The following is a 12,721-nucleotide window of genomic DNA, read 5'->3' as shown; positions in this document are numbered from 1 at the left end:
CTGACGTGGCCGGGCGGATAGTCGGCCAATGAAGATTCATCGGCGGGCGGCGTTCGTTGTTTTTCTCGTGGCGCTGGTATTGATCATTGGCGCCGGCCTTTATGAGAGCCTCACCCATCAGGAAACACACCCGCCTGGTGCAGACACGCCGCCAGTGACGCGACCCTAGCCGTCGTCCTGTTGCATCGCCAGAAACACCTTGGGATGTGTCTTGCCTCTAAGATGGCGACTTTTCGGCCGGGTCGGCAGGCACGTGAAGAAAACGATTCGTTACATGTTCGCGGCGCTGGTACTTGCGGGCGCTTTCGGTGTGTATGCACAGGACAAGGCGCGTCGTACCGACGTGCTGTTCTGGTCGCAAGCTGAGCGCGAGGCCCATTTCCGCGATATGCCCGCGATCTTTGCCGGCAATACGGTGGTGCATGGGACCCATGTGCACGCGTTGCCTCAGGGCCGGCCACTTCAACCACGCTGGCCTGATGGTCAATCGCTCGAGGCCTACATGAGCGCGCACAAGGTGGCTGCGGTCATGGTGCTGCAGCATGGGCGCGTGCGTATCGAGCACTACGGCCTTCGGTTCAATGCCACCGGTCGCTGGACGTCGTTCTCCGTGGCCAAGTCATTCACCTCGACCCTGGTGGGTGCGGCGCTGGCCGATGGTTCGATTCATTCGCTCGATGACCCCGTGGTTCGTTACATTCCCGCGCTGAAGGGGAGTGCCTACGAAGGTGTGAATATCCGCCAGTTGCTCTCGATGACCTCGGGTGTGCGCTGGAACGAGGACTACAGCGATCCAAAGTCCGACGTGGCGCGCATGTACTCCGCGCCGCGAGTGCCCGGTGAGCCGGCCCTGGTGACCTACATGAAGACCCTGGGCCGTGAGGCTCCCCCGGGAAGCAAGTGGGTGTACAAGACCGGCGAGACCGATCTCATCGGCATCCTGGTCACCCAGGCTACGGGCAAGACGCTGGCCCAATACCTCGGCGAAAAAATCTGGCGTCCCTATGGCATGGCCAGCGATGCGGCGTGGCTGAAGGACGAAACCGACGGCACCGAAACCGGCGGCTGCTGCATTTCCGCCACGGCGAGCGACTACGCGCGCATGGGCCAATTCATCCTCGACGGCGGCAAAATCGATGGCAAAAGCGTGCTTGCCCCCGGCTATCTGGCCGACGCGACACGCAAGCACGCCTCCACCGATACCCCGGGCATCGGCTATGGCTACCAGTGGTGGACCTACGACGATGGCCGTTTCACCGGCATCGGCATCTTTGGCCAGATGATGCACATCGACCCCAAGCGCGGCCTGGTGATCGTGCAGCTGGCGGCCTGGCCGTCAGCCGTCGGCCCGGATGAGATCGCCGCGCGCCGCGCCTTCGTGGCGGCCGTCACCGCCGGGGTCGACGCGGAAACCACGCCCACCAAGTAGGCTCGTCCCATGACCGACCCATCCATCGTTTTCCTGCTTGATGTCGACGATACCCTGCTCGACAACGACCGCTTCAGTGCTGACCTGGCGCAAACGCTCGTCGACCTGTTTGGCGCCGAAGAGCAGCAGCGCTGGGCCGACATCGACAAGGGACTTCGCGCCCAATACGGTTTCGCGGATTACCTGGGCATCCTGCAGCGCTTCCGCCTGGGGCTGGAAAACCATCCGCGGATCCTGGAGATGTCCGACTGGCTGCTGTCATATCCCTTCAATGAGCGCGTCTATCCCGACACCCTGAAGGCCCTGGCTTACCTGAAATCCCTAGGTACGCCGGTGGTCCTTTCCGATGGCGATGCCGTGTTCCAGCCGCGCAAACTCAAACGCGCGCGCCTGTGGGACGTGCTCGAGGGCCGCGTGTTGATCTACGTGCACAAGGAAACACAGCTCTCCCAGATGCAGGCGCGCTACCCCGCCGACCACTACGTGATGGTCGATGACAAGCTTCGCCTGCTGGTCGCCATGAAGGCGGAGCTCAAGGACAGGCTGACCACCGTCTTCGTCCGCCAGGGCCACTACGCGGCCGATTCGGGATCGCTGTTGGCCACCAACCCGCCGGATATCGTTATTCAGGGCATCGGTGAATTGGCCACCATCGACGCCAAGCGCTTCCTCTCCGGACGCCCTGGCGCTACTTGAAGATCCCGCGCTCGAACAGCCCAACATTGGCGCGCAACCGCTGTTCCACGGCTTTTTCGCCAAAGAGCTGGGGCATGCGCGACTGCAGCGCCGGTTCGAAGATGGTCGGCCCGAACACCACCAACAGCACCTGCATGGCGCGCCAGGTGGTGTCCTCGGCCTGGCGCAACATGCCCGCCGACTGCATCCGCTCGAGCGTGCGGGCAACCATTTCCAACAGCGCATCGAGCAGGTTCGAACGTCCGGAAAGCGCGTCGTCCAGGAACGAACGGCGGATGTAGCTGCGCACGTCCTGGTCGTGGATCACCACCTTGTTGATGGCATGGCCAAAGCGCGTGGCGATCTCGGTGGATGGTCCCTTCACCTCCACCGCCTCGAACTCGGTGCCGAATGCGTGCAGCACGGCCTGGTCGACGGCCGTCCGCAGGCCATCCTTGCTGCCGTAGTGGTGGGCGATCAGGGCAGGCGACACCCCGGCCTTCTGCGCCACCATGCGCATCGAGGTGGCAGCGAAGCCCTTCTTGGCGAACAGGCCAAGCGCAACATGGCGAATTTTCGCCTTCGCCGTGAGGTCGGCCATCGCGACCGGGCTCATCGGATTCTCTTCGTGAAGCTGCCGTGCATAGGCATGTGCGTCATCCGTTCGCGCCCGGCACTTCTGGGGGAAAGCGCGGGGCTCAGCATGTGGGGTTCGCCTTACACGATACCTGCCACGTTCTAATGGATCAGGTTCCCTGAACAGAACCGTATTTCCGTTTAGCCCGCTGACCACATGCAGCCTATATGTGAATTACTTCACTGACAGCGCTTTTTCTTAACGCCGGTAGATACCTCCGGCTGCAGGCGACGCGTTCGCCGTCGCTCATGCGCAGGCGAGCCTCACCGCCATCGAGCGGCTCGATTTCCGCCACGTGGTCGAGATTGACGATGCTGCTGCGGTGCACGCGGCGGAATCGGGACGGGTCCAGCCGTGTTTCCAGGCCGCCGATGGTGCTGCGCAGGGGATAGTCCCGGCCCCGCACCCGAAGGTTCACATAGTTGCCCGAAGCCTGCGCCCGTTCGATGTCAGCGGCAGCGACCAGGAATTCCTTGCCGAGCTTGCGCACCAGGAAGCGCGTGGGCCGGTCCACCGGTTCCAGCGCGGGGCCCTCGTCCGGTGCATCCAGCAGGCTGGCTTCGCCTTGCGCCCGCAATACCAGCTGGTGGTACATGTGCACTACCACCAGGATCAACAGGTAGGAACGAGCGTCCTTGATCAGCTCATAGAGGAAGCGCGACAGCGGATCGCCGAAATCGTATTGGCTGCCGTGCAGGGCATAGACGGCGTGGCGCACGGCCACCATGGCCACCACATGCACCAGGCTGAACACCACGCTGCCGGCGACATGCGCGGCAATGCTCCATCGCAGGCGGCCCCATGCCAGGGGCAAGTGCCGGTCCAGCCAGGCGACGCCCGGCAACAGGCAAAACATCACCATGGAACTGGACCACTCCCACGAAGCCACCTCCCAGTCGGCAATGGGCAAATGCGCGCGTGCGATGTCCAGCTGGGTCGTCACCGTGTTGCCCCAGGCGTTCGTCGCGAAAATGAAGAACCAGAACACAGCGGCGGTGGCTGACCGGTAACGCAGGAATTGGTCGAGCAAGGTGGACGGAGGTGCCGGGCTTGGGGAGGTCATGGGATGAAAGTATAGGCGGCGGCCGCACCGGGTTCCTCCCATGGGAGCCGCCATTTATCCCTGAAGGCCGGAATTTCATCACTCCATGCGTGACGCCGGCCCGACGGGGCAGCACATTTCGTCCCATGCCCCAACGGAAGCTGACGATGAGCCTGCGAACTGCCCTTGCCGCGATGCTGTTGATGCCCATGATCGCGGTCGCCGCCGACCAGTCCTGGACCGCCTACGGTGGCGCTGCCGGCGGCGGCCAGTATTCCCCCCTGAAGGAGATCGACCGGACCAATGTGGGCCGGCTGCACATTGCCTGGGTATTTCGCACGGGCGAATTTGGCCAGGCCATGTACCGGCAGAAACACCTGACCTTCGAGGCCAACCCGCTGGTCGTCGATGGCCGCATGGTGGTGCCGACGGCCACCGGCAAGGTCTTTGCCCTCGACCCTGCTACGGGCAAGCCGCTGTGGACCTACGACGCCCAGATCATGAAACACGCCTGGTACGGCGATCTCGCCTCGCGCGGTGTCAGTACCTGGCTCGATGCCCAGGCGCCCGAGGGCGCGGCCTGCCGGCGACGCATCATCTTCACCACCCCGGATGCTCGACTGATCGAGCTGGACGCCGTTGACGGCAAGCCCTGCGCGGGATTCGGCCAGGACGGCGAAGTGGACCTGCGCGTGGGCATACGCTTCCGCCACAAGGGCGGTTACAGCCAGACTTCGCCGCCGGCGATCATCGGTGACATCGCCGTGGTCGGTTCGTCCATCGGTGACAACGGCGCGGTGGAGCAGGAACAGGGCGTAGTACGAGGCTACGACTTGCGCACCGGCAAACAGCTTTGGGGCTGGGATCCGATCCCTCGCGACGCTGCCCGCGCGGTGGCCAATGGCTGGGATCCCGCCCAGGCGGCGGCGACCGGCGCCGGCAACGCCTGGCCACCCCTCTCGGTGGATCCGGCCCTTGGCCTGGTGTTCGTGCCCACGGGCTCGTCGAGTCCCGACTATTCCGGCGCCATGCGTTCGGGCGATAACCGTGACGCCGATTCCCTGGTGGCACTGCATGCCGCCACGGGCGAGGTGGCATGGCGCCACCAGCTGGTCCATCACGACCTCTGGGACTACGACCAGGCATCGCAGCCGGTGCTTACCGACATCGACACGGCGTCCGGACGCAGGCCCGTGGTGATCCAGGGCACCAAGACCGGTTTCCTCTTCATCTTCGATCGCCGCAACGGCGAGCCCGTCTTTCCAATCACTGAAACACCGGTGCCCGCATCGGACGCGCCCGGTGAAGTTGCCTCGCCTACCCAGCCGATGCCAATCCCGGCCCTGCGCCTGGCCAGGACCGCTCGTCTCACCGGCCGTGATGCCTGGGGCATCACGCCATTCGAGCGCGATGCCTGCGCCCGGCAGATGGACGGCCTTCGCTCGGAAGGCATCTTTACCCCGCCGAGCCTGGGCGGCACGCTGGTCTCGCCCGGCTGGGCCGGTGGCATCAACTGGGGTGGTGTGTCGGTGGATCCGGTGCGGCAGGTGGCGGTGGCCTTCGTCATGGACCTGCCAATGCAGGTCACCTTGATCCCCCGCAAAGAGTACGAGAGCCGCGACGAGGATGCCGACGAGGCGAAATACCCTCACTTGGAATTCAACGACATGGAAGGAACGCCTTACGCCATGCGCCGCGGTGTGATCCTGTCGCCGCTGGGCGTGCCTTGCACCGCGCCACCGTGGGGAAAGATGGTGGCGGTGGACCTCCGCCAGGGCAAGGTACTGTGGCAGCGCCCGCTGGGCACGCTGGAATCCAAGACGGGCCTGCCGATGGAAGTGGGCGCGCCGGGCATTGGCGGCGCGGTGACCACCGCAGGTGGACTTATCTTCATCGCCGCCACCATCGACGAACGCTTTCGCGCCATCGACACCGATACTGGCCGTACCCTGTGGGAGGAAAAACTCCCCGCCGCCGGCAACGCCACGCCATCGGTGTACAGCGTGGGTGGGAAGGAATACGTGGTGCTCGCCGCGGGCGGACACGGCAATCTCGGTACGCCGGCGGGTGACTACATCATTGCCTACACCCTCGATGGACAGGGTCCGTCGCTGGTCTTCCAATACCGTTTCGCCGCCACCGTGGTGATAGTGGTGCTGGCGATCGTGACGCTGGTGATGGCGGTGGTCGCGTGGCGCCGGCGTCGTCGCAGGCGCGCACGGGGTTAGTTAAGCTAAGCGCCATGCAAGCCTGGTCGCTTTACCTGATCGAATGCCGCAACGGTGCCTACTATGCCGGCATCAGCAATGACGTGCCGGCACGTTACGCGGCGCACGCGGCTGGAAAGGGAGCCCGTTACACGCGGGCCAACCCGCCGCTACGTTTGTTGGGCAGTCGTGAGTTTGGCGATCGCGCAGCGGCTTCGCGTGCGGAATGGCAGATCAAGCGCCTTCCGCGCGAGGCAAAGCTCAAGTGGTTGCTGCAAGGGGATTGAGTCGCCGCTTTAGATGCCCGCGTACCACTCGTACCCGTTGTCTTCCCAATAGCCACCGTTGCCGTCGCCGATATCCTCGAAGCTCGACACCACTTCGATACTGCGCAAGTATTTCGCGTGCTTATAGCCAAGCTGGCGCTCCACTCGCAGTCGAAGCGGTGCGCCATTGGCCACGGGCAGCGGTGCCCCGTTCAGGCTATGGGCCAGCAGGGTTTGAGGATGGCGCGCCTCGGTGATGTCGATGCTTTCGTAGTAGGGCGTGTCCTCGCCCCATTCGTCGAAGCAATGGAATACCACGTAGCGCGCGCTTTCCTTGACGCCCACATGGGCGAGCAACGCACCTAGCGGTGTGCCTTGCCACTTGCCAATGGCGCTCCAGCCTTCCACGCAGTCGTGGCGGGTGATCTGAGTGCGTTCCCCCAGTGCCCGCAACTGGTCGATGGAAAACTCACCGGGGTGGTCGACCAATCCTTCCACGCCCAGGCGATAGTCGCGGAACTGGTTTTTCATCAGCGACTGGTAAAGCGCCGTCTGCGGCATGGTGGTGCCGTTGGGCCGGAATACCGGCGAGATATCCGCCTCGGAGAATTCCCGGGCCAGGGCGGTGGACGGGGACACGATCCGCTGCACGCGCCGGGTAAGCCACTCGGCGCTTTCAAGCACGCGCGCGCCCGATTCACTTTGCGAGATACGGTCGCAACCGGCGAGAAACGCGCCGCTGGCGGCAAGGCCGAGGTTGCGGAGGAAGCGCCGGCGGCCAGTCATGGTTTGTCGTCCTCGTCGATGCGGTACCAGCCGGTGATCATGCCGCGCAGTTGATTGAACACGCCGGTGACGATCACCTCGAACACATGGATCACCACGAACACCACGAAGCCGCAGGCAATCACGAAATGCCACGACCGCGCCGATTGCCGGCCGCCGACCAGATCCACCATCCAGCCCAGCACGGCATCCATGCGTGGGGACATCGCCAGGCCCATCAATACGATGCCGCCGCCTAGCACGAAGACGACCCCCAGATAGGCGAGCTTCTGCAGGATGTTGTAGCGAAGCGCAGCCTCGCCCTTGGGATGGCGGAACTTCAGGTGATCCAGTATCGAGCGACCGAAACCGCGCCAGTCGTTGCGGGTGGGCGTGAGGTCACGCGTCAGATGCCGCGTTACTACGGACCAGCCCACATAGGCCAGGCCGTTGATCACGAACAACCAGGCAAAGAAAAAATGCCAGCGCCGGCCCATCGCCAGCCATTGCGGTCCGGGCAGGGTGGCCCAGGCGGGGAAAGCGCGCACTGAACGCTCACCGTCGACGGTCGACGCGCCCAGCAGGCCGTCGGTGTCGATCATGTGGCCGAAGATCCGTGTCACGCCACGCGGCACGCCGTTTTCATCGGTCCGCGCCCCCATGGCCAGCCACGCGGTGTTGTCGTTGCTGGCATGGCCCAGGCTCAAGGACGGGTGGGCATTGAATATCTGCAGGCCACTCATCAGCAGCACGGTCAGGCACAGCACATTGATCCAGTGCATCAGGCGCAGCGGCCATCGATGGCGATACACCAGCCGCGTGTTGCGCGCTGGCATGGTGTTTTCATCGGTGGTTTCCATCACGGCCATGGTTGGGCTCCCCACGGGTCTGATCAGATGACCCTGGATACGTCTGAATCATTTCATGACCCGAGCATCCCGCGATCTCGTGGCGCCGGGGCTCCAGGGTCGGCCTTTCGCCGTACCGCGTTTAACGGGGAGTCAGCCATTTTTGACGGGGCGAAACGCCAAGGCGGCCACGGGAGGGTCATGGGAAGAGCTTCTGCGTCAGGTTCCCGGAAACATGTTTACGCCATACTAACCCCCGATTGGCGACTCTTCGCCGGCAAATCCCACCCCTTTTCACCGACGGAGCCCTTCATGACCTCGATTCGCAAAGCTTCCAGTGCTGCCTTGCTGGTGCTGATGACGAGCCTTGCCGCTGTGACCGCCGCCTTTGCGCAGGCATCGGCCCCGCAGGCCGCCCCCGCTCAACCGGCCCATACGCTGCCCGAGGCCGATCGTCAGGCGATCATCCAGTACAACCTGACCGACGATAATTTCAACCGTTTGGTCTCCGCCACCAAGGAAGCGCGGGCGCAGAACATCAAGCCCAGCGAAAGTGCGGTGGATCCCTCCAAGGTGCACAGCCTGGACGACCTCGCCAACCAGGTCACCGCGTCCGACCCGCGCATTGGTCCGCTGATCAAGAAGAATGGCTTCACCCCGCGCGAATTCCTGCTGGTGAACCTTGCCATTTCCAATGCCGCCATGGCCATCCAGGCCCGCAGCGATCCGGAGCAGGCCAAGTACATCGACCAGAGCAAGGTCAACGCGGCCAATGTGGCCTTCGTGGAGTCCCATCGGCAGCAGATCGCTGATCTGATGAAGCAGGCGCAGCAGCAATAACTGCTACCTCATGCGCCAGGGGGCCGTACGGGGCGTCCTGGCGCGGTGAGTGGATTTGCCGGCGGCGTAGCCTGGATGCCAGGGGCCAGCTGGCTTAGCGCATCCTTCAGGATGTCCCGCGCTGCATCGATATATCCACCCTTCATCTGCACTACCGCGCGGTCGATGGTGTCGAGTGAATACTGCAGGGCATCGTCGCAGCCGACGCCAATAATCCGAAACGCCGAGAACAGGGGCCTCAAGCTTGGCGCCATGTCGATCGGAATGCTGTCGATGGCGTGGGAGATCCGTGCTTCACGTGAGCGGCGCGCTTCATCGGTGCGGCTATTTCCGACAGTGGTTCCTTCCGGCTGGCCAGCCGGAACGGCCTGTGTCACGCCTTTGAACTGACGGGCAATTTCCTTCACGAAGGTAGGTTCGCCAGATCGCCTGCTTGCTGAACCGAACACCTCAAGCCATCCATTGGCTGAAGAGGTGCGATATGGGGATGGGACAGTCATGGTTCTTCCAGTGAATGACAGATATTGAGCCAGCGCTGACAGTCCTGCGCTTACATTAATGCGCCATGCTGTGAACATCGTATTTGACAGGCTTGCTGTTCCAGCCCATGGCTTCGTAGAGCCGATAGCGAAGTACCCCGACATACTCGTGCAAAAGGACGTCAGTGAGTAAGAGATTTCCAGATGTGGGGATGACAGAAAAGTCCGCCGAGGTGTAGTCGGCCCGCACGGGCACGACGGGAATGCCGAAATGGTCGAAGTACAAGGTCGCTCGCGGCAGGTGCATCGCTGATGTCACCAGGACGATGGTGTCGGGCCTGGCTTGTTCGAGCACCGCGACGCTGAGCTGCGCATTCGCGAATGTGTTCAGGCTCTGGCGTTCAAGAAGCAGCGATTCGTCGGGGACGCCCAGTCCGACGACGATATCCCGGTAAATATCGGCCTCGGGGCGGCCCGCGCCGGCGGCGTCACCGCCGCTGATTTCCAGAAGGCATGTTCGCTGTTGGCGTCGGCAATCCTGCCAAAGCGACACCGCACGAACGATACGGGGCATGGCCTGCATCGTTGCTTCGACGCCTCCGAAAGGCTTGGGCGAGGAGCCCGCGCCCAGCAGCACGATGACATTCTTTTGGCCCCATGTGCCTACCGTGGTCGGTGGATTGCCCTGCAGTTCGATCGCCATCCACTGCGGAAGCAGGCCGCAGCCGGCAACTACCAAGGCCACCAGGCTAGCCGAGCCAAGCCACGCCGCCAGGCGCCGGCGCCGGACGATGACTGCCATTGCAGCGGCGAGCGCAAGGAACAGGATCAATAGGAACATACCGCGGAACCCCTGTGAGCCAATCCCTCTATTTGACAGGATTGCCCTACGGGATCAAGCGGCAGATCAGGGAGTGGCGAAACCCCAGCTCCGCGCATAGTCGATCAGCTCAGTATCCGACCTCAGTTGCAGCTTGCGCATCGCATCACGCTTCTGGCGGCTTATCGTTTTTCGACTTCGATGTAGGAGTACCGCGATTTCTGCAAGTGATGTGCCGGCTGCGAACCGACGGATGACCTCTACTTCGTGGGCAGAAAGCAGGTCGTCGTTCCGCGGCGGCTGGCAGGCCGCAGGATCGAGCTGAATGGCATAAGCATGGCTAAGGAAGGCGCGCCCAACCATCGCGCGGTCGATCGCCCTGGAAATGTCCTGGAGGGGGCCGTGTTTGTCGACCAGGCCAATCACGCCGATGCGCAGCATGGCCCTTAACGTGGCGGTGTGCCGAATCATGCTGAGCACGATGACGCGCAGGCTGCGATGTTGCCGGAGAATTCGCCCCAACAGGTGCAAGCCATCGGCCTCGGTACCCAGGGGCATGGAGAAATCGGTCACCAGGACGTCGGCGTCGATGTTTTCAACGAGCTCGAGCAGCTCGTCCGTCGTGCGAGCCTGGCCGACGACGGTATAGGGGCCGGTGCGTTCAAGCGTGGCGCAAATGCCCAGCAGCGCCGCCGGGTGGTCGTCGGCAACCAGGACCCGGATGCGCGCGCCTACTGAGCGGCGGCGTGTTGAACCGGTTCGCATGTCAGGGTCCTTCCTGGTCAGGGGATGGGTCAGACCGCCAGCGATGCCGGTCGCGAAGGAACTCTACGATGTCGCGATCGTTGCGCAATGCCAGTTTGGCTCGTTTCGAGGGTGTGTCCGAAGCGCGCGTGCACGTGAGCTACGACACCCGTCGGGTGGCATCGCGTCGCGACGAAGACGTGCCCATGCACGTGGCGGCGCTGCTGGTGAAGCGTGGCGATGGCGACGCAGACCTGCTGGTGCAGGCGGTCAAGCGTTTCCTGAAGAACAGCTTTGCGCGCGTGGAATACGACAATGTCTCGGTTCTGGTCACGCGTGCGCCTCCCGCGCGAGTGATCGCCGTGACTCCCGCGCGACGCGATACCAATGCTGCCGTGATCTGGCTGGCGGGCGGCCTGGTATTGGCAGCGGCCGGGGCTTTCCTGGGCTGGGCGATGACGCGTGGGCGGGCAGGGCGGTGGCGCGTGCTGGCGGCTTCACGCTGGCGGCCAAGGGAAAGTCGCTGATGGTGGGCCTTTCATCATCGGTCACGAGCATCGTCTTTGACCCGGCGGGCTATCACGCACGCTGGAGCGATGACGACCGTCGAGCCTGGTCGCCCCGGCAGCGCTCCGCCTTGAACGACTACCTCTTCGCGGAATATCAACTATCACCGCACGACGGCAAGGTCTCGCTAAGCGAAGGCGTGGCGCGCATCGTCCGTGGCTGGGCCAACCTGCGGTCAGCTGCAATGTATATGGCTGCGGCACGCTACGCCGGGTCGTTGCAGGCATCGCGTTGTTTCGCCGGTCTTCCGCCCTCGATCCATGCATTCATGCGCATGGGCTTTGCCGTATCGCGCAAGCAGCCATCCGGAGGCATCGCCGATCAGGCAGCACTTGTCGAGCTGGGGGGCGCATCACTGGCGGCGTTGACCCCTCATGTGCCGGCGTGGCTTGCCAGCCGGATCAGCCTGCCATTCGCCGATATGCCCATGCCGGCATTCGACACCGAACCCTTCGACCTGCCTTGCTTCTGGAGTGCCCTGGGCCATGCTTCGCGCCATCCCCTCTAGTGCCCTGGCCTGTTGCGTCGACGGCGTAAGAATCCCCGCCAGCGCGATGCATGGTGCGCATACCGCCGCGCGCCTGGGCGATTATGCCCGCCGTCGCGCCGCAACAGTCGTTGCCCAGGCCCATGCCGAAGCCGAAACCCTGCGCCGTCGTGCCGCCGAGGATGCCTACCGTGAGGCCAGGATCCAGGGCGCCAGGGTGTTGCTCGGCGCCATCGATGACATCGCGCGGCTTCGTTCCAGCTTGCTCGAAGGCGTCATGGTGCAGGCACGTCAACACCTGCGTGATCATTGCGCCGCGGCGGGATTCACCGAAGCCTGGGTGGAGCGAGCGTGCCAGATCGCGACAGACGGAAAGGCTTCTGCATCCCCCCGGGTACAGGTTCCAATGAGCGATGACGGCATTTTCCTTGCACTGCGCGCAGCCCTGGACGATACCGTGGCCGTTGAGCAGGCCGACGTGCCATGCCTTCGCGTAGAGCAGGGTGACCTTGTCCTTGAATATGACCCCGAGCACGTGGTCTTCGACGCGGCGCTCCAGCCACCCGCGCCCGATATGCAGGCCCTCTACGATGGCCTGGCGGCCATCGCCTCCCGCTATGCCGACGCTATCGTTGGACCGGGGCTTCCATCCCCATGATTCGGAAAAAACCATGCACATCACTGCTGTAAACCCAGGCCTGTCGAGCCAGAACCCCGACACGGTGGTCCCTCTCAGCGATCGCCTTGTCCACGCGGAGGCTGGGGAGCCCGAGATCGAGCCTGAAGAACCCGGGTCGCAGGATTTTGTAGGCGATACCGTCCGCCGCATCCTGCGCGACAAGATGGTGGCCATGATCATGGGCGCGGACGAAGAGGAAAGCGGCCTCCCGCCGCTCGACTACGAACTCTAGCTAC

Annotated in this window: 16 protein-coding genes; 9 read left to right on the top strand and 7 right to left on the bottom strand. The window is 63.6% G+C overall.

Annotation, left to right across the window (positions count from 1 at the left end; genetic code table 11):
• The first annotated feature begins 253 nt into the window (after positions 1-253).
• Together NDK18_RS07655 and NDK18_RS07650 are read left to right on the top strand one after the other, a co-directional pair.
• Entirely contained in the window at positions 254-1,429 is a 1,176-nt protein-coding gene (locus NDK18_RS07655) for a serine hydrolase domain-containing protein (protein WP_250627454.1), read from the top strand.
• Positions 1,430-1,438: 9 nt separating this feature from the next.
• The gene (locus NDK18_RS07650; RefSeq protein ID WP_250627453.1) at positions 1,439-2,125 is read left to right on the top strand and encodes an HAD family hydrolase; all 687 of its coding nucleotides are present in this window, start codon (positions 1,439-1,441) and stop codon (positions 2,123-2,125) included.
• Here the strand turns inward: NDK18_RS07650 and NDK18_RS07645 are convergent.
• Both NDK18_RS07645 and NDK18_RS07640 read right to left on the bottom strand, forming a co-directional pair.
• Positions 2,118-2,720 carry a TetR/AcrR family transcriptional regulator gene (locus NDK18_RS07645; protein WP_250624879.1) on the bottom strand — a complete coding sequence of 201 codons (603 nt, stop codon included), beginning with the start codon at positions 2,718-2,720 and terminating at the stop codon, positions 2,118-2,120. The two genes, NDK18_RS07650 and NDK18_RS07645, sit on opposite strands and share 8 nt — an antisense overlap.
• Positions 2,721-2,904: 184 nt before the next feature.
• The gene (locus NDK18_RS07640; RefSeq protein WP_250624880.1) at positions 2,905-3,804 is read right to left on the bottom strand and encodes a LytTR family DNA-binding domain-containing protein; all 900 of its coding nucleotides are present in this window, start codon (positions 3,802-3,804) and stop codon (positions 2,905-2,907) included.
• Positions 3,805-3,950: 146 nt separating this feature from the next.
• Here NDK18_RS07640 and NDK18_RS07635 point away from each other — a divergent pair, with 146 nt between their 5' ends.
• Both NDK18_RS07635 and NDK18_RS07630 read left to right on the top strand, forming a co-directional pair.
• On the top strand, positions 3,951-6,011 hold the full coding sequence (locus tag NDK18_RS07635; RefSeq protein WP_250627452.1) for a pyrroloquinoline quinone-dependent dehydrogenase: 2,061 nt from the start codon (positions 3,951-3,953) through the stop codon (positions 6,009-6,011).
• 14 nt (positions 6,012-6,025) lie between these two features.
• Entirely contained in the window at positions 6,026-6,277 is a 252-nt protein-coding gene (locus tag NDK18_RS07630; RefSeq protein WP_250624882.1) for a GIY-YIG nuclease family protein, read from the top strand.
• 9 nt (positions 6,278-6,286) lie between these two features.
• On the opposite strand, the gene NDK18_RS07625 is transcribed toward NDK18_RS07630, so the two are convergent.
• Together NDK18_RS07625 and NDK18_RS07620 are read right to left on the bottom strand one after the other, a co-directional pair.
• Positions 6,287-7,042 (bottom strand): molybdopterin-binding protein, encoded by a 756-nt coding sequence (locus tag NDK18_RS07625; RefSeq protein ID WP_250627451.1) that lies wholly within the window; start codon positions 7,040-7,042, stop codon positions 6,287-6,289.
• On the bottom strand, positions 7,039-7,890 hold the full coding sequence (locus tag NDK18_RS07620; protein WP_250627450.1) for a cytochrome b/b6 domain-containing protein: 852 nt from the start codon (positions 7,888-7,890) through the stop codon (positions 7,039-7,041). Before NDK18_RS07620 ends, NDK18_RS07625 begins: the two co-directional genes overlap by 4 nt.
• A gap of 291 nt (positions 7,891-8,181) precedes the next feature.
• On the opposite strand from NDK18_RS07620, the gene NDK18_RS07615 reads away from it, so the two are divergent.
• Positions 8,182-8,709, top strand: coding sequence for a hypothetical protein (locus NDK18_RS07615; protein ID WP_250624885.1), 528 nt, complete (start codon positions 8,182-8,184; stop codon positions 8,707-8,709).
• A gap of 8 nt (positions 8,710-8,717) precedes the next feature.
• Here the strand turns inward: NDK18_RS07615 and NDK18_RS07610 are convergent, their stop codons facing one another.
• From NDK18_RS07610 to NDK18_RS07600, 3 genes are all read right to left on the bottom strand, one after another.
• A complete protein-coding gene (locus NDK18_RS07610) occupies positions 8,718-9,209 on the bottom strand; it encodes a hypothetical protein (RefSeq protein ID WP_250624886.1) in 492 nt (163 codons plus the stop codon).
• 55 nt (positions 9,210-9,264) lie between these two features.
• Positions 9,265-10,020: a YdcF family protein gene (locus NDK18_RS07605; protein WP_250627449.1), complete on the bottom strand. Its 756-nt coding sequence runs from the start codon at positions 10,018-10,020 to the stop codon at positions 9,265-9,267.
• Positions 10,021-10,095: 75 nt separating this feature from the next.
• Positions 10,096-10,773, bottom strand: coding sequence for a response regulator (locus NDK18_RS07600; protein WP_250624888.1), 678 nt, complete (start codon positions 10,771-10,773; stop codon positions 10,096-10,098).
• Between the two features lie 68 nt (positions 10,774-10,841).
• Between NDK18_RS07600 and NDK18_RS07595 the strand changes: the two genes are divergently transcribed.
• From NDK18_RS07595 to NDK18_RS07580, 4 genes are read left to right on the top strand one after another with little or no spacing between them, the layout of a single operon-like run.
• Positions 10,842-11,279: a hypothetical protein gene (locus NDK18_RS07595; RefSeq protein ID WP_250627448.1), complete on the top strand. Its 438-nt coding sequence runs from the start codon at positions 10,842-10,844 to the stop codon at positions 11,277-11,279.
• Positions 11,231-11,827, top strand: coding sequence for a hypothetical protein (locus tag NDK18_RS07590; RefSeq protein ID WP_250627447.1), 597 nt, complete (start codon positions 11,231-11,233; stop codon positions 11,825-11,827). The genes NDK18_RS07595 and NDK18_RS07590 overlap by 49 nt, the downstream gene beginning before the upstream one ends.
• Positions 11,805-12,464 carry a hypothetical protein gene (locus NDK18_RS07585; protein ID WP_250627446.1) on the top strand — a complete coding sequence of 220 codons (660 nt, stop codon included), beginning with the start codon at positions 11,805-11,807 and terminating at the stop codon, positions 12,462-12,464. The genes NDK18_RS07590 and NDK18_RS07585 overlap by 23 nt, the downstream gene beginning before the upstream one ends.
• A 13-nt stretch (positions 12,465-12,477) precedes the next feature.
• On the top strand, positions 12,478-12,717 hold the full coding sequence (locus NDK18_RS07580; protein ID WP_250624893.1) for a hypothetical protein: 240 nt from the start codon (positions 12,478-12,480) through the stop codon (positions 12,715-12,717).
• Positions 12,718-12,721: the final 4 nt, after the last annotated feature.

The sequence above is a fragment of the Pinirhizobacter soli genome, assembly GCF_015905305.1.
GTDB classification, from domain to species: Bacteria; Pseudomonadota; Gammaproteobacteria; order Xanthomonadales; family Rhodanobacteraceae; genus Pinirhizobacter; species Pinirhizobacter soli.
The sequence above is the reverse complement of the archived record's forward strand: the minus strand, read 5'-3'. Positions and strand labels throughout refer to the sequence as shown.